General features: G+C 68.3%; 21 protein-coding genes. 4 read left to right on the plus strand and 17 right to left on the minus strand.

The annotated features are described in order from the left end of the window. Positions 1 to 23: 23 nt before the first annotated feature. The 3 genes from E2F48_RS04790 to E2F48_RS04800 all read right to left on the minus strand — a co-directional run bounded on the left by E2F48_RS04790 (position 24) and on the right by E2F48_RS04800 (position 2,197). Positions 24 to 1,247, minus strand: coding sequence for a helix-turn-helix domain-containing protein (locus E2F48_RS04790; protein WP_133402872.1), 1,224 nt, complete (start codon positions 1,245 to 1,247; stop codon positions 24 to 26). 114 nt (positions 1,248 to 1,361) lie between these two features. Further along, positions 1,362 to 1,838, minus strand: coding sequence for a carboxymuconolactone decarboxylase family protein (locus E2F48_RS04795; RefSeq protein WP_246018523.1), 477 nt, complete (start codon positions 1,836 to 1,838; stop codon positions 1,362 to 1,364). Further along, on the minus strand, positions 1,835 to 2,197 hold the full coding sequence (locus E2F48_RS04800; protein WP_133402874.1) for a GNAT family N-acetyltransferase: 363 nt from the start codon (positions 2,195 to 2,197) through the stop codon (positions 1,835 to 1,837). The genes E2F48_RS04795 and E2F48_RS04800 overlap by 4 nt, the downstream gene beginning before the upstream one ends. Before the next feature lie 200 nt (positions 2,198 to 2,397). On the opposite strand from E2F48_RS04800, the gene E2F48_RS04805 reads away from it, so the two are divergent. After that, the gene (locus E2F48_RS04805) at positions 2,398 to 3,132 is read left to right on the plus strand and encodes a glutamine amidotransferase (RefSeq protein WP_133402875.1); all 735 of its coding nucleotides are present in this window, start codon (positions 2,398 to 2,400) and stop codon (positions 3,130 to 3,132) included. Positions 3,133 to 3,166: 34 nt separating this feature from the next. Here E2F48_RS04805 and E2F48_RS04810 read toward each other — a convergent pair whose 3' ends face one another. The 8 genes from E2F48_RS04810 to E2F48_RS04845 form a co-directional block, all read right to left on the minus strand. Continuing rightward, entirely contained in the window at positions 3,167 to 4,342 is a 1,176-nt protein-coding gene (locus E2F48_RS04810; RefSeq protein WP_133402876.1) for an ROK family transcriptional regulator, read from the minus strand. 66 nt (positions 4,343 to 4,408) lie between these two features. Beyond that, positions 4,409 to 5,557, minus strand: a complete 1,149-nt coding sequence (locus tag E2F48_RS04815) for a glycerate kinase (RefSeq protein ID WP_133402877.1) — start codon at positions 5,555 to 5,557, stop codon at positions 4,409 to 4,411. Then, positions 5,554 to 6,915 (minus strand): glucosylglycerate hydrolase, encoded by a 1,362-nt coding sequence (ggh, locus tag E2F48_RS04820; protein WP_133402878.1) that lies wholly within the window; start codon positions 6,913 to 6,915, stop codon positions 5,554 to 5,556. The genes E2F48_RS04815 and ggh overlap by 4 nt, the downstream gene beginning before the upstream one ends. Further along, complete coding sequence (locus E2F48_RS04825; protein WP_133402879.1) at positions 6,912 to 7,994, minus strand: ABC transporter ATP-binding protein; 1,083 nt, start codon at positions 7,992 to 7,994, stop codon at positions 6,912 to 6,914. Before E2F48_RS04825 ends, ggh begins: the two co-directional genes overlap by 4 nt. A gap of 44 nt (positions 7,995 to 8,038) precedes the next feature. Beyond that, positions 8,039 to 8,908, minus strand: coding sequence for a carbohydrate ABC transporter permease (locus E2F48_RS04830; RefSeq protein ID WP_133402880.1), 870 nt, complete (start codon positions 8,906 to 8,908; stop codon positions 8,039 to 8,041). Next, positions 8,905 to 9,798, minus strand: coding sequence for a carbohydrate ABC transporter permease (locus E2F48_RS04835; protein WP_133402881.1), 894 nt, complete (start codon positions 9,796 to 9,798; stop codon positions 8,905 to 8,907). Before E2F48_RS04835 ends, E2F48_RS04830 begins: the two co-directional genes overlap by 4 nt. Continuing rightward, entirely contained in the window at positions 9,798 to 11,147 is a 1,350-nt protein-coding gene (locus E2F48_RS04840; RefSeq protein ID WP_221411627.1) for an ABC transporter substrate-binding protein, read from the minus strand. The genes E2F48_RS04835 and E2F48_RS04840 overlap by 1 nt, the downstream gene beginning before the upstream one ends. A gap of 296 nt (positions 11,148 to 11,443) precedes the next feature. Continuing rightward, positions 11,444 to 13,141 carry an HNH endonuclease signature motif containing protein gene (locus tag E2F48_RS04845; RefSeq protein WP_133402882.1) on the minus strand — a complete coding sequence of 566 codons (1,698 nt, stop codon included), beginning with the start codon at positions 13,139 to 13,141 and terminating at the stop codon, positions 11,444 to 11,446. A gap of 240 nt (positions 13,142 to 13,381) precedes the next feature. On the opposite strand from E2F48_RS04845, the gene E2F48_RS04850 reads away from it, so the two are divergent. Together E2F48_RS04850 and E2F48_RS04855 are read left to right on the plus strand one after the other, a co-directional pair. After that, positions 13,382 to 13,723, plus strand: coding sequence for an ArsR/SmtB family transcription factor (locus tag E2F48_RS04850; RefSeq protein WP_133402883.1), 342 nt, complete (start codon positions 13,382 to 13,384; stop codon positions 13,721 to 13,723). After that, the gene (locus E2F48_RS04855; RefSeq protein WP_133402884.1) at positions 13,720 to 14,217 is read left to right on the plus strand and encodes an SRPBCC family protein; all 498 of its coding nucleotides are present in this window, start codon (positions 13,720 to 13,722) and stop codon (positions 14,215 to 14,217) included. Before E2F48_RS04850 ends, E2F48_RS04855 begins: the two co-directional genes overlap by 4 nt. A gap of 27 nt (positions 14,218 to 14,244) precedes the next feature. On the opposite strand, the gene E2F48_RS04860 is transcribed toward E2F48_RS04855, so the two are convergent. Next, positions 14,245 to 15,219: an NAD-dependent epimerase/dehydratase family protein gene (locus E2F48_RS04860; RefSeq protein ID WP_133402885.1), complete on the minus strand. Its 975-nt coding sequence runs from the start codon at positions 15,217 to 15,219 to the stop codon at positions 14,245 to 14,247. Then, complete coding sequence (locus E2F48_RS04865) at positions 15,219 to 16,100, minus strand: CPBP family intramembrane glutamic endopeptidase (protein WP_165968694.1); 882 nt, start codon at positions 16,098 to 16,100, stop codon at positions 15,219 to 15,221. Before E2F48_RS04865 ends, E2F48_RS04860 begins: the two co-directional genes overlap by 1 nt. A gap of 649 nt (positions 16,101 to 16,749) precedes the next feature. On the opposite strand from E2F48_RS04865, the gene E2F48_RS04870 reads away from it, so the two are divergent. After that, the gene (locus E2F48_RS04870) at positions 16,750 to 18,282 is read left to right on the plus strand and encodes an MFS transporter (protein ID WP_133402887.1); all 1,533 of its coding nucleotides are present in this window, start codon (positions 16,750 to 16,752) and stop codon (positions 18,280 to 18,282) included. A gap of 39 nt (positions 18,283 to 18,321) precedes the next feature. Here E2F48_RS04870 and E2F48_RS04875 read toward each other — a convergent pair whose 3' ends face one another. From E2F48_RS04875 to E2F48_RS04890, 4 genes are read right to left on the minus strand one after another with little or no spacing between them, the layout of a single operon-like run. Beyond that, on the minus strand, positions 18,322 to 18,663 hold the full coding sequence (locus E2F48_RS04875) for a hypothetical protein (RefSeq protein ID WP_133402888.1): 342 nt from the start codon (positions 18,661 to 18,663) through the stop codon (positions 18,322 to 18,324). Between the two features lie 23 nt (positions 18,664 to 18,686). Beyond that, positions 18,687 to 19,394, minus strand: coding sequence for an SDR family NAD(P)-dependent oxidoreductase (locus E2F48_RS04880; RefSeq protein WP_133402889.1), 708 nt, complete (start codon positions 19,392 to 19,394; stop codon positions 18,687 to 18,689). After that, complete coding sequence (locus E2F48_RS04885; RefSeq protein ID WP_133402890.1) at positions 19,394 to 20,161, minus strand: SDR family NAD(P)-dependent oxidoreductase; 768 nt, start codon at positions 20,159 to 20,161, stop codon at positions 19,394 to 19,396. The genes E2F48_RS04880 and E2F48_RS04885 overlap by 1 nt, the downstream gene beginning before the upstream one ends. Continuing rightward, positions 20,145 to 21,539: an MFS transporter gene (locus E2F48_RS04890; RefSeq protein WP_133402891.1), complete on the minus strand. Its 1,395-nt coding sequence runs from the start codon at positions 21,537 to 21,539 to the stop codon at positions 20,145 to 20,147. Before E2F48_RS04890 ends, E2F48_RS04885 begins: the two co-directional genes overlap by 17 nt.

Below are 21,539 nucleotides of genomic sequence, written 5' to 3' on the forward strand. Positions count from 1 at the left end.
GGCGGTCTCCATTAAGCGGTCGGTCAGAGACTGGTGTCCAGCAGTTCGTTGAGGACCTCGGACGCGGTTTCCGGGTCTCCGGCGTCGGAGTAGTGCTTGGCCGCCCGGAGGTAGTGCCTGCGGGCCGGCACCGGTGCGTCCACGCTGGCGTGGTACTGGCCGAGGAGGCGCTGCATCAGGCCTGCGGATTCGAACTCAAGGTCCTCCGGGTCATTCACCTGTTTGATCAGCGCATAGGCGGCATCGAGGTCGCCGCGCAGCGAATTGAGATGAGCCCAAGCGAGCAGCAGTTCGGACCGTTCGGAATCCGTGCCGGCGATGCGGAACCCCAGATCGGCGTTGGCGAGACACTGTTCGACGGCGTCGTCGGAGACGCCGGCAAGGAGGCGCACCGAGGCGGAGGCCCGGTTAAAGTGTGCCCAGAGTCCCACGTCGGTGTGGGGGGTGAGGTGCTGTGCCGCGATGGCGTGCTGGGCCAGGCCGGTTTCCACATCGCCGCGGCGGAAGGCGATATTGCCGACAACCCAGCCGGCCCTTCCGATCGTGGGGGAGGACATGCCGGGAATTGTTGAGAGGTCGGTGAGTGGAAGTGCTTCCTCCCAGGCCTCCTCGTAGTCCCCCCGAACCGACAGGGCAGCCACGAGAATGAATCCGCATTTGAGGCGGGTCACCGAGTGGTCGGGAAGTGAGGATGCGGCGGCGACAGCGGAGCGGGCGAGGGTGATCGCCTCGTCGAGGGCTCCGGTGGCGCGTTTCGCAACGGAGAGCGCGCTCAGCACGGTCGCCTCGAGCTCGGGCCACTCATCGGTCAGGGGGTGCGCGAGGAGTTCGGTGAGCGTCTCCTCCGCGAGATCGGGGCGCCGCAGGGCTGAGTACGCTTCGGCCTGAAGATTGGTGAAGTGCCACCAGATCGCAGAATTCGACTGCTCGCGGGCCAGGCTGGCCACATATTCGGACTCGGAGGCCGCGAGGGCATAGTCCTTGAGATCCCAAGCGTTCTGGGCGTGCTGCAGGGCGGCGGCGAGCGCACCGCCGTCGTCAGTGGGGCCGGTTCGAATCCAGCCGAGGACGGTCTGCGGGTCCAGTTGGAGCAGGTCGGCGAAATGCCAGGCCATCTCCCTGCTGGGCTGGCGCTGGCCACTTTCGAGGAGGGAAACGTAACTCGCGGAGTACCGGCCGGCTCCGAGCTCGCTCTGGGTGAGTTTCTTCGCCGTGCGGGCGCTCCTCAGCTCGTCGCCGAATGCCATGCCAGTTCCTCCCCAGGGGAGCCCGGTGCGCCCCCGGGGACAGCCTATGCGCCTTTACCAGCCCGTCAAATCCTTGACACGCCCTGTCACGCCGGGCGGCTTTGGCGCCACCCGTTACTGCCGAACGGGATGGCGGCTGATGATCGAGATGCGGTTGAACGCCCCGATGGTGATGGCGATCCAGTTCACCGCGGAGAACTCGGCGTCGCTCAGGACCTTCCGGGCCTTCGAGTGTTCCTCGTCGAGGACCTCCGAGGGAGGAAGCAGCGTGGCGCTCTCGGCAAGAGCGAGGCCGGCCCGCTCCTGCTCGCTGAACAGGTCGGTGTCGCGCCAGGCAGGAAGCACCGACAGCCTGCGGGCGGCGACTCCCGCCGCGAGGGCCTCCTCCGTATGGACGTCAAGGCAATAGGCACAGCCGTTGAGCTGGGAGACCCTGACCTTGATCAGTTCCGAGAGTTCCGCGCCGATTCCCGCTGCTTCGGCCGCCTCCTTGACCTTCAGGGCCAGGCCGTTCAGGGCGCGGAAGAGTGCGGGGTCTTCCTTGTCAAGGAAGACGCGGCGGGCGGTGCGGGGCTGGGAGTCGGTGGTCACGAAGGGTCTGCTTCCGGTCGGGCGGAGGTTGCTGGCTTGTCGATGAGGTGGTCCCATTCATGGTGGGTGCGGAGGTAGGTCGCGATGTAAGGACACAGCGGAACGATCCGCAGGCCGCTTGCGCCGGCGTCGTCGAGGGCGAACCGGGCCAGCTGCGCCCCGAGTCCGCGGCCGGAGTAGGCCCGGTTGACCTCGGTGTGAAGGAGCAGGATCTGGTTGGAGGACGGGCGCAACCGGTAGTCGGTGAATCCAATCGTGCCTGCCCCTTCTTCCACAAGTTCGTAGCGGCGGCGTTCGGGGACATTCATCACCCGCAGCGGGGCCTCCGCGCCTGCGCCGCCGTTCTGCCCTGCGTCCATTGCCTGTCCTCCGTCGGAAGAAGAGCCGGGCGGCAGGGTCCGCTCGCGCGGCTGCCAGCGCCTGTCGGCGGGCCCGTTGTCCTTTCGCTTTCCCTTTCAATTCTTGCACCGATCGGCCCGGACCACCCGCGGAGAGGAAGGTGGCGCGTCCGGGTGGTCGGGCCCGGCGGCCCCGTGCCGAACGCAGTAGCATTCGAGGGGTGAAACCGTTTCTCCTGCTGGCCACACGTGCCGACGACGCTGCCGCCGAAGGCGAATACCAGGGGTTCCTGCGGTTCGGCGGGCTTGCACCCGACGAGCTTCACCGGGTGCGGGTGGAGCAGGGTCCGCTTCCGCCGATCGACCTGGAGCGGTACTCCGGGATCTTCGTTGGCGGCAGCCCCTACAACTCCTCGGATCCAGAGGAGGAGAAATCGGCCGAGCAGCGCCGGGTCGAGCGGGAAGTCGGTGCCCTCCTCGACGACGTCGTGGCGGCGGACTTTCCCTTCCTGGGCGCGTGCTACGGCGTCGGAACGCTCGGCCGGCACCAGGGGGCGGTGATCGATCGGACTTTTGGTGAACCGGTCGGTGCCGCGACGGTGACGCTCAGCGGAGCGGGCCTCGAGGATCCGCTGCTCGAGGGCATGCCGGAGGCCTTCACCGCCTTCGTCGGCCATAAGGAAGCCTGCGCCACCCCGCCGGCAGGGGCGGTGGTCCTCGCCTCATCACCGGCCTGCCCGATCCAGATGTTCCGGATCAAGGAGAACCTTTACGCCACCCAGTTCCACCCGGAGCTCGACGTCGAGGCCCTGGTCGAACGGATTTCCATCTACCGCAACGCCGGGTACTTCCCGCCGGAGGAGGCCGAGGACTACATGCGGCGCGCCCGCGGTCTGCGGGTGGATCACCCCGCCCGGATCCTGCGCAATTTCGTCCGCCGGTACGCAGTGAGCTGATCGGACCCGAGGCGCGCTGCGGGCACCGGAGGTGCTAGCTGAGCGCGTACTGCAGCAGGAACCCGTCGACGGCCTCGGGGGCGAAAACCTTCCGCATCACCAGAGTGGTGAGCCCCTCAAGGGCGGCATCGTCGCCCGCCGCCCCGCCTTCGACGGTGAGGCCCTCGGCGATCCGTCCGACGACATCGGAAAGCACCCGCTCCCGCACTTGGTCGACGAACGCAGGGAGCACCCCGATCGTGCCGCCGAGGACAAGCCGGTCGGGATTGATGGTGGTGACGGTGGTCGCCAGTGCCCGGCCCAGGACGTCGGCGGCCGCCGTCAGCGCGTCAACCACCACCGGTTCGCCCCTTTGGGCGGCGGCGCTGATCTCCGGGAGGGTGGCGTAGCCGGCCGGACCGAGCTTGAGACCCAGGGACCGCCCGGAACTGAACGTGGCAAGGCAGCCGTGCCGGCCGCAGCTGCACACCGGGCCGTTGGGGGTGACGCGGATATGGCCGATGTCGCCCGCCGCGCCGTGGGCACCGTGAAGGATCGAGCCGTCGACGACGATCCCGCAGCCGATGCCGGTGGCGACCTTGATGTAGACGAGGGTTTCGGCGTCGGTCCTGCGTTCACCCAGAGCCGCGGTGCGTGCGTCATTCTCGATGACGAGGGGCACCGACCAGCGCCCGGACACGGCGGCGACGACGGCGTCCGGCGGCCAGCCGGGGATCGTCGTCGAGTGGACCACGTGGCCGGTGGCCGCCTCGACCGGGGAGGGCAGGCTCACACCCACGCCGGTGAGGACCTCCGAAGGGTCCTGCTCCAGCAGCTCGACTCCGGCTGCAAGCAGCGGCCCCAGGACGGTGTTGGCCGGCTCGGAGATCCGGTGGGCCAGCGTGCGGGTGCGCAGCTGCCGGCCGTCGGTATCGGTGACACTGACCGTGGCGTGGGTCTGGCCGAGGGCGAAGGCGAGGATCACACGTCCCCGGTCATCGAACCGGATCTTCCGGGAGCGACGCCCGCCGGTGGCCTCGAGCGGTTCGGCCTCGTAGACCAGGCCGCGGCGCACCAAGGCATCGAGGCGTTCGTAGAGGGTGGCACGTGACATGCCGGTGGCGGCCAGCAGCTGCTGGCGGGACAGGCCGCCGGTGGAACGGATCAGGTGAAGGAGGCTGCCGTGGGAGGCGGCCCCACCCAGCCCTGCGGGCACACGCTCAACAGCCATTGAGTCCCCTCCTGTTCGGTCGTTCAGCCTACCGCAGGCCGGTCGGCCCTCCGGCACCGCACCGGGTCAGGCCGCCGGGAACCAGTCCTCGGCGATCCGGTGGCCGAGGGTGCCCAGCAGGGCGTCGGCGTTGCGGATGGACTTCTGCAGGTCCTGTTCCAGTTCGGTCAGTGCGTAGGCGCGGGTGATGCCAAGCCCTTCCAGTTCCCCTGCGGTGAGGGTCCGCCGGCCGCAGACCGCGGCGACGGGAAGGCCGCGGGCGAGGGCGGCGCGGGCCACGCCCGCCGGCGCCTTGCCGCTGAGGGTCTGGGCGTCGAGGGAGCCTTCACCGGTGATCACCAGGTCGCCCTCGCGCAGTCGGGCGAGGGCGTCGGCGAACCCGACGAGTTCGAGGACCACCTCCACCCCGGGCCGGGTGGTGGCCTCGAGGACCGCCAGCGCAGCAAAGCCCAGTCCTCCGGCGGCCCCGGCCCCGGGCGCTTCGCTGACGTCGGGGGAGGACCCGCAGGCGCGGTGGACGGCGTCGGCGTAGTGCCGGAGCCCATCCTCAAGCGCTGCAACGTCGGTGGGTGACGCGCCCTTCTGCGGCCCGTACACCGCCGCCGCGCCCCGAGGCCCGAGGAGGGGGTTGTCGACGTCGGTTGCGAGGATCACCTCGCAGGTGGCGAGCCGGGCATCGAGTGTCGTGAAGTCCAGCCGGCCCAGGTCGGCCAGGGCCCCGCCGCCGCGGCCGAGGGCGCGGCCGCGCCGGTTGACGGCGAGGGCTCCGAGCGCCTCAAGGAAACCAAGGCCCCCGTCGGTCGAGGCGCTGCCGCCGACGCCGAGGATGATCCGGCGGGCGCCGGCGTCAAGGGCGGCGCGCACCAGTTCACCGGTGCCGTAGGTGGTGGCGGCCAGCGGGGCGGGGATTCCGCCGGGCAGCTTTTCGAGGCCCGAGGCCTGGGCCATCTCGACGACGGCGGTGGCCGTTCCCGCATGCCAGGCGAAGGCAGCGGCCAGCCGTTCCCCGGTGGGACCGGTGACCACCACCTCCCGCCGGGCGTAGCCGGCGCCGACCGCCGCATCGAGGGTGCCGTCCCCGCCGTCGGCGATGGGCATGCGCACCACCCGCAGGTCCGGGCGGTGCGCCGTCAGGCCGCGGCCGACGGCGGCGCACACTCCCGGGGCGCCCAGGGAGCCCTTGAACTTGTCGCTGGCGACGAGGACGGTTCTCATGACGGGGTGTCCGGCGATGCTCCACCGGGCGCGCCGATCCATTCGAGGGCCGCCGCGGCAGTCCACGCCTGGGCGAAGCTGCCCAGCGGCGTCCCGCTCAACGGGTCGTAGTACTCGGCGAACTTCAGGTCCGAGAGCTGGTCCAGGGAGGCAGAGCGCAGGCTTCCATGGAGGTGTTCCTGCCCGTCGCGGGCGCTGGCCCAGCCCAGGAGCAGGTTGAGGAAGGGCCAGACCGGTCCGCGCCAGTAGGTGCGGGGGCGGAAGGCCGGGCTGGCGGGAGAAGTGGACGGCGGCAGCGGGAACCGCAGGTCCGGGTGTCCCATCCAGTGCGGCCCCTGGAGCAGGTCACGCTGGCGTTCGAGCAGGCCGGGGTCGCCGCCGGCTACCAGCGGGGCGAAGCCGGAGACCGTGTCGGTGGAGATCCACTCGCTGGCCAGCACATCGTAGTCGCGGGCCAGTCCGGTGGCAGGATCGACGGTTGACGCCACCCCGGCACGGAACCGTGCGGCCAGCTCCCGGAGCTCGGCGGCGTCTCCGGTGCGGCCGAGCTCATCCCCGAGCCCGGCAAGCACCTCGCTCGACGCGGCCATAATGCCGGAGAAGAACACGTCGCGGACCCGGAAGTCGATGGTGTCGCGGACGGCATCGTCGTCGAACCGGACCGAGGCCATCTGCTGGACGAGCCAGAGGTACTTGGTGTACTCGGCGTCGTCGGGGCGCTCGCTGGCGTCGGCGACGTGCAGGGTGTCCCGGCGGGTGAACGGCTCGACCTCCCCGGGGACGACTCGGGAGTATGGTCCGTCCCAGCGCGGGGAATTGTCGAAGCCCGATTCCCAGCCGTGGTGGATCTCAACGAGGCCCACGCCGTCGGGGTCCCTGACGGTGGCCAGCCAGCGGTGCCAAGCGAGCCAGCCGTCGAAGGACTCGGCGAGGAAGGACTCGGCGGCCTGCTGGTCGCTCCCACCGTTCTCCCGGGCCCGGTCGAGGATGTGGCGCAGGGCGATCGCGTGGACCGGGGGCTGGCAGATTCCGCTGCTCCGGGTCCCCGGCGGGAGCGCCGCGGCGTTGGCGGTTCCCCAGCGGTCGAACCCGGGGAAGTAGCCCGTGTCGTCGTCGGTAAAGACGATGTGGGGGATCATGCCGGTTGTCCACTGAGCGGCCAATAGGGTCCGGAGCTCGGTGATGGCGCGGGGAACGCTGACCCGGGCCAGGCCGATGGAGATGAAGGCCGCATCCCAGCTCCACATGTGCGGGTAGAGGTTGGGAGCCGCCGTGGTCATGGTGCCCAGGTCGTTCACGCGTAGGACTTCGATGGCGGCGGCGCGCAGCTGTGCGGTGCTAAGGGTCTCGATGCTCATCGTGCCACCAGCGCCATCGCGGTTTCGCTGTCGTAGAAGCGCATGCTGTTCGGGGAGAAGGTCAGCCAGATCGTCGACCCGGGGGAGGTGCGGAAGGTCGGCGGCGCCTGGACCTTGATGGTCTGGCCCTCCACCTCCACCGTGAGCAGGATCGAGGAACCCATTGGTTCGACCACTAGGACCGTTCCCGGGACATCTCCTGAGGAGCGCTGGGTGTCCACGGCGACGTTTTCGGCGCGGACCCCCAGCAGGACGTCGGTGCTCGAGTAGGACTGCAGCAGGGACGGGGCGCGCAGGCGCTGGTCGCCCACGATCAGTGCGCCGCCGTCACCGGAGACCGCCGCCTTGATGAAGTTCATCGGCGGCGAGCCGATGAAGCCGCCCACAAACCGGTCCGCCGGTGCGTCGTAGACATCGAGCGGATCACCCAGTTGGGCGATCTGTCCCTTCCGCATGACGGCTACGCGGTCACCCAGGGAAAGTGCCTCGCTCTGGTCATGGGTGACGTAAACGGTCGTCGTCTTGAGATCCTTGACGATTTTCTTCAGCTCCGATCGGAAGTTGAGACGCAGCAGGGCGTCGAGGTTGGAAAGGGGTTCGTCCATGAGGAGGACGTCGGCGTCCATCACGATGGCACGGGCGACGGCGACGCGCTGGCGCTGGCCGCCGGAGAGCTGGGCGGGCAGGCGGTCCAGGTAGGGGCCGAGCTGCAGCAGGTCGGCGGCCCAGGCGACCTTTCGATCGATCTCTTCCTTTGGCTTCTTCGCCATGGAGAGACCGAAGCCAATATTGTAGCGGACCTTGCGGTGCGGGAAGACGGCGTACGACTGGAACACCATCGACATGTTGCGCTTGTTCGGCGGGAGGTAGGTGACGTCCTTGCCGCCGACGGCGATGGATCCGCTGTCGGGCAGTTCGAGGCCGGCGAGCATGCGCAGGAGAGTGGTTTTGCCGCAGCCCGACGGGCCGAGCAGGACGGTGAAGTCGCCGTCGGCGATGTCGAGCGACACGTCGTCGGTGGCCCGCTCGGTGCCGCCGGGATAGGTCTTGACGAGGTGGGAAATGGTGATGTCCGCCATGATCGGCTCCTTCGAAGGTTGAGGAAAGCGTTGGGGTGCGCGGGTCAGCGGATGGTCGAGCCCCACATATTGGTCAGGTAGCGGCGCATGAAGGCGATGAAGATGATCGAGGGGATCACCAGGGCGAAACCTCCGGCGAACCGGTAGGCGAGGGGTGAATCGGCGAGCGAGGTGAGGACCTGCGCCGGGAGCGTCCGGTGGTCGAGGGTGAGGATCGAGGCACCGAGGACCTCGTTCCAGGACATCACGAAGGTGAAGATGGAGGCCGCGGCGAGTCCGGGCAGGGCCATCGGCATGACCACCTTGAGGAAGGCCCCGGCCGGGGTGCACCCGAACACCCGGGCTGCCTCTTCGACGTCGATGGGGACGCTGAGGAAGACGCTTGCGGAGATGAGGATGGTGGTGGGCAGGGCCAGCGCCGTGTGGAGCAGGATCACCGCGTACGTCGTGTCGTAGAGGTCGACGGTGAGGAAGAGCCGGGCCAGCGGCACGGAGAGCACCACGATGGGCAGGGCGCGGGTGAACAACAGGAACAGCTGGTAGGGCTCCTTGGCGGGGAACGCGAAGCGGGCGAGGGCGTAGCCGGCCGGGATGCCGATCAGTGCGGAGATGAGCAGCGTGCCGATGCCGACGATCAGCGAGTTGCCGAACGCACCGAGGATGCCGGTGGAGCCGAGGAACGCTCCGAGGGTCTCGAAGGAGAGGTTTGTGGGCAGCAGGCTCAAGGGGAAGTCGTTGAGGGATTCCCGGGTGGAGAGTGCGGCGAGGGAGATCAGGTAGATCGGCACCAGCATGAACAGCGAGATGACGATGCAGGCGGCTTGGAGCAGTGCCCGGTCGCGGCGCAGGCGCTTCAGGGGAGCGGTGTCGACGTCGGGCTGGGGTGCGAGGGGTTTGGTTTGCGTCGTCGTCATCGGGTGCCTTCCTGCCCTTTGTCGCGGAGTGCCCGCAGGTAGAAAACGGAGATCAGCATTGAGGCCACGAGGATGACCAGCGCGAGGGCTGCCGCTACGTTGGGGTTCTGCAGGGCGGTGTACCAGCGGTAGGTTTCGCCGACGACGAGCGGGAAGTTCTGGCCGGTGAGTGCCTGGGCGACGGCGAAGGTCTGGAACGCCAGGATGGTACGCAGGATCAGTGCCACTTGGAGGCTCGGTTTGAGCAGGGGAAGGGTAACGTGGCGCAGCCGCTGCCAGAAGGTTGCCCCGAAGACCTGAGCTGCTTCGTCGTAGTCCTTGGGGATGCCCTGCAGGCCGGAGACCACGATGACGAGCACCAGCGACGTCGAACGCCACACCTCGGCGACGAGGACGCAGAGGAACAGGGTGGTGGGGTTGTCGTAGGCGAGCCAGGGGACGGAGCCGAGGCCCAGGGAGGTCAGCACCGAGTTGAGGTAACCGCGGTCGTTGAAGATCGAGAGCCAGACGAGGCCCGCGGCGAGGTCGCTGAGGGCCAGCGGAATGGCCCAGACGAAGAAGTGGACCTTGTTCAGGCGCGGATTCGACCGCAGGAGCAGCGCCATGGTGATGGCGAAGGCGAACTGGAGCGGGATCATCACCACGATCAGCAGCAGGGTGTTGCGGACCGCGGGCCAGAAGTACGGGTCCTCGACCATGCGGGTGAGGAAGTCGAGGGTGAAGCCTTCATCGCTGCGGAAGGCCTGGAGCACGCCCTGGATGACGGGCCAGCCGAGGAGCAGGGCCATGAAGACGATCGACGGTGCGATCAGCAGGACCGCGGGGGGAATGCGGCGGGGACGGGCGGGCGTGTCCAGTTGGACCGGGGCCGGGGGTGAATCGACTGTCATTACGCTACCTCGCACTTCTGGCCGGGTGAGACAGGGTCGGGGGCCCAGCAGGAGACGTCCAGGTCCTTGAGGATGGTGTTGAGCTGTTTGGCCTGGTCATCCAGGGTTGACTGAACGGCCGAACCGTTGAGACAGATCTCCTGGAAGCAGTTCTTGAAGATCTGGGACACCTCGCCCTCCTTGGCGCCGAGACCCACCGGAGGAAGGGCAAGGCGTGCGTCGGCCGATTCCTGCTGGAGTTTCACCGCGGCGGCCTCGAGGGCGATCGCTCCGGCGAGGTCGGTGGGGAGTTCCGTCTGGACCACCGGGAAGAACGCGTTGCTGCGCAGGGTTTCGATCTGCGTTTTGGGTTTCGCGAGTCCGCGGATGGCCTGTTCGGCCCGGTCTCGCTCAAGCCCGTTCTTGGGAAGGGCGACGCCGGCGACGATCAGCATGTAGCCGCGGCCCTTCGGTCCCTTCGGGGAGGGAACCATGAGCCATTCATCCGGGTTGTCGGCCGGGGCATCGATGAGCCGGGCCACGTGGTCCCATGCGACGAGGACCTCGCCGCGGGCCAGTGGTTCCTGCATGGCGTCGAAGTTGGTTGAGGCGGGAGCGCTGGCATCCCAGAGGTCCCTCATGTACTCCCAGGCGGTCACTGCGTCCTCGTTGCGGAACGTGGTGATCTGCCCGCCGGTGAAGCTGGGCAGCAGGAAGCCCTGGTAGAAGCGGTGGTGGAGTCCTTTGGGACCGGCGGGCAGGCCGAATACGGGTCGGCCCTCGCCCTTCTTGGCTGCCTGTGCCCATTTCAGGAAGTCCTCGTAGGTGAGGTCGTTGACGTCGACGCCCTTGGGCAGCCACTTGAGCGCCTTCTTGTTCACTGCGACGACGTAGGTTGCCTGCATCCAGGGAACGTACTTGGAGGTGCTGCCGCCGATCTTGGTCAGTTCGAGGATTTCCCGGTTGTAACCGCTGCCGGAGAGATCGTTGAGGAGCTGATCGACGTCCTCGAGGGAGTCAGCGAGTGGGGCGAGGTCGCCGTGGAGTCCGCCCAGGAGTGCGGTGCGGACGCTGCCGGCCTGGGACTGGGTCTGCACGGTGGAGGTGAAGACACCGGGGTCGACGGAGTTGTAGGCGACGGGAACGTTGAGGGTTTTCTTGAGGACGTCTTCGTAGCGCTGCTTTTCCTCGACTGGAGTGAACTGGGTGGAAAGGAAGCCGACGGTTCCCTTGGCGGCTGAGGCGCCGCTGGTGTCGAAGCCTGCACAGGAGGCGAGGAAGGGAACCGAAAGGGCCGCGCCGAGTCCACCAAGGAGGGCGCTGCGTCGTGAGACGGAGCGCTGCAGGAGTTGGGGAGGGGTGTTTCTCACTGGTGCTCCGATCAAGAGTGCTCCATTGCAGCTTCCGTCCAAGACTCAGACAAAAGTTTGGAAGTGTCAAGTGCCACAGGGGAAAAGCTGGTCCACCGGACCTGGTGCCGGGCCGTCAGAGGGCAAGGGTTGGGCTCGCATCCTCGGCGGAGCAGGGGCCCATGGTGCGATCGGGGGTGGGGGACCGGCTGGGTGGCGGCGCGGTAGGAAAGTCTGCTGGTCGAGCCGCTGCTTGCGGCTTGGTTGCCGGAGCAGCCGGGCGAGATTCAACGCTGCGTGCGTCCCTGGTCAGCTGCTCAGTCCAGAAGGAGTTCAGTGGTTCCTTGTGGGGGTCCTGCTGTCCAGTAGCGGTTTCGGCGGGGTTTTTGCTCGGGGTCCAGGTGGTGGGGTGGGAGGAACCAGGGGATGCCGTGCCGGGAGTGCACGCTCCAGGGCCCGTCGTGGATGCGGTGGTGGTGGTGGGAGCACAGCAGCACCCCGTCGGCGAGTGTGGTGGTGCCGCCGGTTTCCCAGGGGGTGATGTGGTGGGCCTCGCACCAGGTGGCCGGGATGGTGCAGCCGGGGAAGGCGCAGCCCTTGTCCCGGGCGACCAGGGCCCGGCGCAGGTGCGCAGGGAACAGCCGCTGGGCGCGGCCGAGGTCCAGGACCTGGCCCTTCCCGCCCAGGACCAGGGGGATGAGGTCCGCGTCGCAGGCGAGCCGGCGGATGCTGCGGGCCGGGATCTGCCGGGCGAAGACCGCATCGCCGGCCCGGTGCAGGTCCCCCAGGAGGGTGCGGTAGTCGATGGTGACCATGACCTGGGGGCGGTGCCCGCCGGCGGCGGGCAGGCCGGTCCCGGCCAGGGCGATCCGGCAGGCGCCCACCAGGGCCTCGAGCAGCTGCTGGGCCCGGGTGGGCCGCTCGTCTCCGTCGAGCCGGGCACCGGGCGATCCACTACCTGGGTCCTCACCGGTTGTGCCGTCACCGGTTGTGCCGTCACCGGTTGTTCCGTCACCGGTTGTGCCGTCACCGGTTGTGCCGTCACCGGTTGTTCCGTCACCGGGTGTTCCACCGCCGGGCCCGTCGGCGGATCCGGTGCCCGAGGCCTCACCGGTGCCGGGCAGGCGGGGGTTGGTGGCGGTGGTCATCACCGTGGCCAGGTGTTCGAACTGCTCGTCCGTGGCCCCGATCTCCAGGAGGTGCAGCCCGTTGCGGCGCCCGCGCAGGAACACGCCCTGGCGGGCCCGCAGCAGCTTCTCCGTCGGCTCCTGCCCGTCCTGGTCCAGGGTGTTCTCCCACCGCCGGGCCACCGCGCGCAGGATGTCCTCATCGCCCTCCACGGCCTGGTGGGTGAGGTGGCGCTCCATCGCCTCCAGGGCCGGCCGTCCGGCCACCGGCCGCACCCTGTCGACCGCATCGCGGATCAGGGACGCGGCCCGCCCGCTGACCTGCCCGGCCCCGCAGGCCGCACCCAGGACCGCCAGCGCAGCCGGCGCCTCCAGCCCGCCGGCGGGCACCGCCGGCAGGGTGGCCGCGGCCAGGCGCAGCCGCCGGGCCGCCTCGGCCCGGCTGATCCGCAGCCGGCCCCGCAGGTACTCGGCGGTATCGCGGAACTCCGACCGGGCACCGCCGGCACGATCCGGCCCCGCCCCGGGAGCAGCCAACGGCCCGCCGCCGGGAACAGCCCACCGCCGCTCCACGGGTGAAGCCCGGTGCCCGTCAGCGGGTGAAGCCCACGGCCGGTCCCCGGGATCGGCGAGGCGGTGCTGGTCGGCGGCGTGGGCGCCCAGGACCTGCAGATGGTCCACGATCCGGGAGAGCTCCTCGATCCGGGCCACCGTGTCGGCGACCTCCCGGCGCCCCAGCAGCAGGAACCGTCCGGAGAAATCGGCGGCAAATCCCGTGAGTGCGGCATGCGCCCCGGCGAGCAACTCCCCCGTGCCCGAGAGCAACTCCCCGGTACCGGAGGGGAGATCCCCGGTGCCCGTGTGCTCCTCGACCGGTGCCGTTGCCATACCCCCATTCTATCGAACGCGTGTTCGATTCCAGCCGGAAAAGGGCCGTTGTGGAGGAAGAGTGGATGAGGGATATCCACAGGCTTAAGTCGATTCTGGAGCCCCTGCGGGTCTGCACTTGGAGCTCCGTCGGGAGGCGGTGGGTCAAAGAAAATAGCAGGGAAAATCCCTTGACCCTGCTAGGGGAGAGGACTAAATTTCTGTTATCAACCAATTGGTTGATCAACTGATAGGTAGATAATGAAGCAAGGATCCGAGGAGCAGCTCAACTCGGCATTCGCCGCCCTTGCAGACCCCGTCCGCCGGGCCCTCATCGCCCGGTTGTCCCGAGGGCCCGCGACGGTCAACGAACTGGCTGAACCGTTCCCCATCACCAAGCAGGCCGTCTCGAAGCACATCCAGGTGCTCGAGCAGTCAGGGTTGATCACCCGCACCAGGGAGGGACAACGACGTCCCTGCCACCTTGATCCGGCTGCGCTGGAGGCATTGACCAGTTGGATCGACATTCACCGGCTCACCGTCGAGCGACAGTTCCGCCGCCTCGACACAGTGCTCGACACACTCAAGGAGAAGGAATCATGAGCAACGCAACAGTGATCACAGCAGTTCCGAACCTGCCGTTCATCGACATCGTCCGCGAGTATGACGCCCCGCGCGACCTCGTGTACCGCGCCTACAGCGACCCCGAACTGGTGGTGCAGTGGCTCGGCCCGGACCGGCTCACCATGGAACTGGGGGAGTATGACGTGCGGGACGGCGGATCGTGGTCCTTCGTGCACCGCGACACCGACGGCACGGGGTATGGGTTCCGCGGCGTCTTCCATTCGGCAACCCCGCCGGAGCGGATCATCCAGACCTTCGAGTTCCTCGGCGCCCCCGGCTATGTCAGCATCGAGAGCGTGACCTTCGAAGAGCTCGAGGGAGGTCGGACCCGCGCCGTGGCCCATGCCGTCTACCCGACGATGGAGGCCCGCGACGCAATGATCGAAAACGGTATGGAGGGCGGCGTCGTCGAGGGCAACAACCGCCTCGACAAGATCCTTGCCCGCCTGCAGGAACACGCCGACAGCAAGTAGGCGTGCGCGGACCGGGGCCTGCTTTCGTCAGCTTCCGGACGGGAGGAGGCCCCGGTGCGGCGTCGTGCGGTACCAGGCAAGCGTCCGCCTGATTCCCGTTCGGTAGTCGGTGACACTGCCCGGCCCGACGACGGCTCGGAACCGTGACGCGTCGGCCACGTGTGGCTGCTGGAACTGATACAGCATCTCGGCCCCCTCCCGAGCCACCGGCGAAACCGTGCCCAGGGCGCGGACGAGGCCGGGTCCAAGCCGGCGGACCGGTAGGGGGCGCTGAATCTCCGTGGAAATCATCCGGATGAACTCCCGCGCGGTCACGGCCGGCGGAGTGGGAATGTGCCACGCCTGTCCGAGCGTGCCTTCGTGCTCGGCAAGGTCGGCCAGCCCGTAGGCAAAGTCATCGATGAACGTTGGCGCCAGGGGTTCGTCAAAGTTGCCGATCCAAAGCCCCGACCCGCGTCCCACGGCGGGCCCGAAGAGGTTGCGCCCCAGCAGCGACTCGACAGCAGGTCCATACAGCTCGGTCGCTCTGCCGATCACCGTCTCGACCCGTCCCTGGGCGTGCGCGGCCAGCACCCGCTCCGCCAGCCAGGCCCGCAGGAGCCCCTTGTTGCTGACCGGGCGTGGCGGCAGGTCCTCGGTCATGGGGCCGGTCACCCTGCCGTACATCCAGGTGTCATCGACGAAGACGAGACGCGCGCCGGCGGCCTCCGCGCCGGCCAGGGTGCCGTCGATGGCGGCAGGGAAGTCATCCCGCCACCGCGGCAGGGGCGGGTTAACCGCGTTGTACACGACGCCGGCATCCCTGCACGCGGCGACCATGCTTGCGGCATCCAGCGCATTCCCGGCCACGACTTCGACCCCGGCGGGCATGGTGGCCGTGCCGCTGCGGTTCACCGCACGAACCCGCCTGCCGCGGCGCAGGAGTTCACGTACCAGAGCGCGTCCGGTGCCGCCGGTTGCCCCGACAACGACGTGGAGCTTCTCTCCAGAATTCGGATCCATCACCTAACCCTGCCCGCTGGCCCTGTCGGGTGCGAGTACGCCTGCGGCCGCTGCGCTCCCGGAACGGCGGGTTCCGTGCCCAGCCGTCCCCGGGTCGCGGTGATCACGATCACACCGACGACGGCGGACACCAGGAGATGGACCGGTCCAAAGTTCTCGCCCGGAAAGAGCAAGGGAAGCATTCCGTCTCCCGGCCACTCCCGCACCGCCACGGCGTTCCCCGCAGCATGGAAAAGCCCCACAAGGAGCAGGCTCGAGGTGCGGTTGTAGAGCCAGCCCGTCACCGCCCGAAAGGGGATGGCGAGCAGGGTGAGCACCAGCAGCAGGACGATCGTGGCCGCGAACGACCCTCCCGCCACGAGTGCGGCATGCTGCAGTGCAAAGAGGGGTGCTGTCAGGAGAACAGCACGGAGTGCGCCGTGCCGCTGCTGCAGCCGCGCCTGCACAAAGCCGGTCCACGCCACCTCCTCCCAGAGGTTGCTGATGATCAGGCCGAGCACTGTCTGCAGCACCAGGCCCAGCAGCAGGGCCATGGGAAGGGCCGGCCCGGAGGCGTCGGGCGGGCCTGCAAGGATGAGCGCGAGAAGAACAGCTCCCAGTGGCACAGCGATGACGACGAAGACGTACCACCACGGGTTTCGCCGCCAGGTGAGGATGCGGTCCCGGAGCGCTCGAAGTCCTGCGCGCCCGTCGCACAGCCAGGTGAGGACAAGCGCGGGCAGCAGGAGTCCGATGAGGTTGCTCGCCGTGACAAAGAGAGGCACGGACAGCTCGACCCCCTGCGCTTCGACGATGCGCGGAAGGAAGGCAAGCAGCTGGCCCACGGTGAAGAACCATACGAGCAGTGCGGCGATGGGATGGCGTCGAATCTTCTCGGTCATAACGGCACTCCACTCAAGTGCGGTGCAGGCAGCGCCACTTTGCAGGAGGCCCCAGCCGTAGTGTGCCTGCCCACCGGCGAACCATGGCATCAAGAGTACTTTCGCGGCCTGGGCCCGGAAAATGGTTTGCCCACCTTCTTCCCGGGCTGCTCCACCCTTGACTTCGCCGCCGGGGCGCCTCCGCCGGGCCGCAGTGACTCTTGACCGGTCCGGGTATCGGGTTTATAGTTACTGTAAGCAACGAATTGAACCCCGGGCCCGACCGAGCACGCCGGCCGCCGGTGTTCTCGAAGCGCGCGGCGGAAAGCGCCATGACAGCGTCGCGCCGGATGGGCCGGACATCGAGGTGTGCAACCCTTCCGGTTCCGTTGGCTTCATCGGGCTGCCTCATCCATCCATGACCTCGGCTACGAATCACCCCAAGCCCCGGACCTTCAGCTTCAGGAACTGACGCTGCAGGTACCCGGAGCTGCACGATCCCTCGACGGGCAACGACGACCGCCAGCCATCACCGACCCCTGTCGGCAACACCGGAAGCACAATGGCACACTCAACGGCACGTTCAGCGACACCTTCACAGACACATCCAACAGCCAGCACGGGAGAAGAACCTCCAACGGTCGAGCCCGCACCCGCCCAGCCGCCCTCGATGTCGCACGCGCAGATCCTGCAGGCCCTCACCGGACTGCTCGCGGCACTGTTCACGGCGATCCTCAGCAGCACCATCGTTGCCAACGCCCTGCCCACGATCATGGCCGACCTCAACGGCTCCCAGACCGACTTCGCCTGGGTCATCACCGCAGCGCTCCTGGCCAATGCCGCCACCACCCCCATCTGGGGAAAGTTCGCCGACCTGTTCGACAAGAAGTTCATGGTGCAGCTCAGCATCGTCATCTTCGTCGCGGGCTCGGTGCTGGCGGGCCTCGCCTCCACCATTCCGGTGCTCCTGACGGCCCGCGTGATCCAGGGCATCGCCATGGGCGGCCTTACGGCACTGGCGATGGCCGTCATCGGCACCATCATCCCGCCGCGCGACCGCGGCCGGTACTCGGGCTACCTCGGCGGTGTCATGGCCGTCGCCACGGCCGGCGGACCGCTGCTCGGCGGCTTCATCGTCGACTCGCCGCTGGGTTGGCGCTGGACCTTCTTCGTCTGCGTCCCGCTTGCCGTCGTCGCCCTGATCCTGCTGCAGTTCACCCTCAAGCTTCCCCACATCCGCCGCAAGGTCAGCATCGACTGGATCGGCTCGATCCTCCTCACCGCGGGAGTGAGCCTCGCGCTGATCTGGGTGTCCTTCGCCGGCAAGGACGGATACTACGGTTGGTTCTCCTGGGAGAGCGCCGCGATGGTCGGCGGCAGCGTCGTCCTGCTCGGGCTCCTGCTGCTCGTCGAGACCCGGGTGGTCGAGCCCATCATCCCGCTGAAAATCATCTCCGAGCGCACGACGGCGCTTGCCATTCTCGCCTCCATCGCGGTCGGAATCGCGCTCTTCGCGTCCTCCACCTACCTCGGCCAGTACTACCAGGTGGCACGCGGCGCAACGCCCACCGAAGCCGGCCTGCTCACCCTGCCCATGATCGCCGGCAACCTCATCGGCTCTGTCGGTGCGGGACAGCTCGTGTCCCGGTTCGGCAAGTGGAAGCGGTTCCTGATCCTTGGCGCCGTCTTCCTCATCGCCGGGCTGGGCCTCTCCGGAACCATCGACCACCTCACCGACCTCCGGCTCGTTGGCGTCTACACCTTCCTTTTCGGCATGGGCCTTGGCCTGATGCTCCAGAACCTCGTCCTGGCCGTGCAGAACACCGTGGCACTGAAGAATGTCGGCTCGGCCAGCGCCTCCGTCGCTTTCTTCCGCTCCATCGGCGGCGCGGCCGGGGTCGCTGTGCTCGGCGCCATCCTGGGCACGCAGGTCACCAACCGGACCACCGAGGGCCTTGCGGCGGCGGGAGTGCCCGCCGACCCCTCCGGTGCGGCCGGCGGAAGCCTCGACCTCGTCAATCTGCCGGAGCCGGTCGCCGACATCATCCGCGCCGCCTACGGTGACAGCACCGCGCTGATCTTCCTGATCACGGCCGGCTTCGCAGTCCTCGCCCTCGTATGCGTGCTCTTCATTAAGGAACGGCCGCTGCGGCGCACCGTCGACATGGAGCCGGCCCGGGAATCGGTGGACCTGGAGGCATAGGACAAACCCGGGCGTCCGGGCCCGGTGTCTGGGTGCGGGTCAGGGGGAGAACCACAGGAGCCCCGCGTCGATTACCCGGCGCGTCAATCCGTCCGCCTCCGCCCGCTCCGCGGCCAGGCGCCCAGCCAGTTGGGCAAAGGCCGAAGCGGGACACGCGGCGGCGACGGCGGACCACAGCTCCGCGACGGTGTCGCATCGGGTGACGGCCCCGGTGGCGCCCCGGAGCTGCCAGGAGTCGCCGGCGACCTGCACTCGAGGAACCCCCGGCAGCCCGGCGCAGAGGGCGTTGACGGCCGAGGCGACCAGGAGGTGCTGACGCAGGGTCCGCCCCGGTCCTATCGTCTCGTCGGCGGCGACGGTCCGGCCGCACGCTCCACACATGAATCAGCCCTCTCCAGGAAGCGTCACGGCATGACGTCGCCCGAGTTAGGCCCGAGGGTCTGCCCCACGAAGAGGTTCCCGCCCGGGTCGCTCGCCAGCAGCAGCGCCGTGGGCGCCACCTCCTCCGGCGTCCCGAACCGGCCCAGCGGCAGCTCTTTCCGCTTGGCGGCCTTCCACTCCTCCGAAATGCCGTCGACCAGCGGCGTCTCGATGGGACCGGGCGCGATGCAGTTCACCAGCACGTTGTCCCCGGAGACCTCAAGGGCAAGGGACTTGGTCATGCCGATTACGCCGGCCTTCGCGGCACTGTAGTGGCTAAGCCCGGTCCCTCCTTTGATGCCCAGCTGCGAGGCGATATTGATGATGCGCCCCCACTTCCGCTCCCGCATCTCCGCCACCACTTCCCGGCAGCACAGAAAGACGCCCGTCAGGTCGACGGCGAGGGTCTCGTTCCACTGGTCGAGGCCCATGTCCTGCAGCGGCGATTCGGTGAGCAGCCCGGCGCTGTTCACCAGAACGTCCACCTGCCCCAGGTCCTCCCGGGCCGTGGCGAACGCCCGGGCGACGCTGTGCTCGTCGGCGACGTCGACGGCGATCGTGCCTTCCGCCGCCGCGTTCCGGTCGAGCACCGCCACCCGGGCGCCCCCGACCCGGAACGCCTCGGCGATGGCGGCCCCGATCCCGCTGCCACCGCCGGTGACGACGACCCCGCGCCCTTCGAAGAGGGCCATCAGGCCCTCATCTTGACGGTCAGCCCACCGTCGACGACGAGCGCCTGACCCGTGATGTACACGGCCGCCTCCGAGGTGAGGAAGCTGATGACGCTTGCCACCTCCTCCGGCCGGCCCACCCTGCCCCACGGGATGTCCTTGCCCGCCCGCTCCAGCCCCTCCGGGCCCAGCGAGTTGACCGGATCGAGCGACTGCGGGGTCTCGATCAGCCCCGGGATCACCGCGTTGGCGCGGATCCTCCGGGGTCCGAGTTCGACGGCGACGCTGCGCACCAGCCCCAGCACACCGGCCTTCGCGGCGGCATAGTGGGCGTGTTCCTCCCACCCGTAGACGCCGCCGGCGATCGAGGACACCGCCACCAGGGCGCCGCCGTCATTCATCCGCTGCGAACCGGCGCGCAGGGTGCGCAGCACCCCGGTGAGGTCGACGTTGAGCATGTCGTCCCACTTCTCGTCGGAGAGCTCATTCAGGGGTGCGTTGCGCAGGATTCCCGCGTTGGCGATGGCGTAGTCGAGCCTTCCGTACTCAGCGAGCGCGCGCTCGGCAAACGCATCGACCGACTCTGTCGAGCGGACGTCGACCTCATGGATGATTCCCATGCCGCCCGCGTGCTTCACCGCGTCGAGGGTTTGCTCGGGGTCGTGTGGATCACCGGGGAACGTACCGATGATCGACACCACCCCGCGCTGCGCGTAGCTCACCGCCAGGGCGCGGCCGATGCCGCTCGCCGCACCCGTGATGATCGCTACCTCAGGCTGGGATGTCATGGGGTGACTCCTCCCGCATGACCGCGTCGACGTGCTTGGCACCCATCATCATGAAGCCCGAGAGCAGGGTGCCCAGGGCGCCGACCCACAGTGCGGCGGCGCCGGTGCCGGCGGCCGTAGCCACGATGGTGAAGAGCGCGCCGCCGATGATGGTGCCGGGCTGGCTCATCGCTCCGATGAAGGAAAGCCCGGTGGCGCGGCAGCTGACGGGGTAGCACTCCGCCATGTAGTACTGGATGGCGGCGTAGGGGCCGACCAGGAAGAACAGGCCGGTGCCGTAGGTGAGGATGATCAGGAATGAGCTCTCCACCAGCGGGCTCAGCATGACGGCGAACGACAGCCCGGAGATGATCCAGCCGCCGATGATGGTGCGCTTCCGTCCGATCTTGTCACCGATCCAGCCGTGGAAGACGTAGCCGAAGTAGGCGAGCAGGTTGATGACAATCAGCAGCCAGAAGGCCGTGGAGAGCTCGACGCCCTTGGCGTTGGCCAGGACCGAGGTGCCCAGGACGCTGAAGATCGCGATGCCGAAGAAGTTCAGGATCCAGGCGAGCGAGAACACGATCGTGTTCCGGCGCAGCTCCGGCTCCCAGATGCGCTTCAGGGGAGCGGTCGAGGAGTGCTCGACGCCGAAGGATCGGGCCAGGGCATGCGCCTCCTCGCTCTTGCCCGACTTCTCAAGCTCGGTCAGGCGGTGGTGGAGCTCGAACTGCGGGGTTTCCTTGAGCTTCTTCGAAATGAGGAAAACGATGATGAAGGCCGGAAGGGTGGCCATCAGGTAGAGGGCGCGCCAGCCGAAAATTGGGAGAAAAACGAGGGCCAGGGCGCTCGCGAGGAGGAAGCCCAGCGGCCAGCCGCCCTGGATGAACGAGTAGTGGAAGCCGGGACGCTTGTGCTTCTTTTCATCCTCGGTGACCTGGTACACCTCGTTCATGTACGTGGCGTTGACAGCCTGTTCGGAGAAACCGAGGCCGCCGAAGGAGCGGACGAAAATGAGCAGGCCGTTGCTCAGGAAGCCGAGCCCCGTGGGGATCAGGGCGGTGAGGCCGGAGACGACGGCGGTGCCGCCGACCGTGACCATCATGCCCTTGCGCCGGCCGAGCCGGTCGATGACCGGACCGATGCCGAAGCAGACGATGGCCGTACCGACGGCGATCCAGGTGTTGATGGCGTAGGCCTCGGGTGCGGTCCAGCCGAACTCCTCCTGCATGGCGGGCAGGAGGGTGCCGAACAGGCCGTAGTCGAAGACCGCAACCGTCCAGGCGAGGAGGGCGAGGACGGTCGCCGTCGTCGTCTGCTTCTTGGTGAATGCCGGGAAACGGCGCTTTTCGTCTCCCCTTGGCGTCGAGAGGTCGACGCCTGCCTCTTGCATTGACAT

The organism is Arthrobacter crusticola, assembly GCF_004357995.1.
Lineage (GTDB): Bacteria > Actinomycetota > Actinomycetes > Actinomycetales > Micrococcaceae > Arthrobacter_D > Arthrobacter_D crusticola.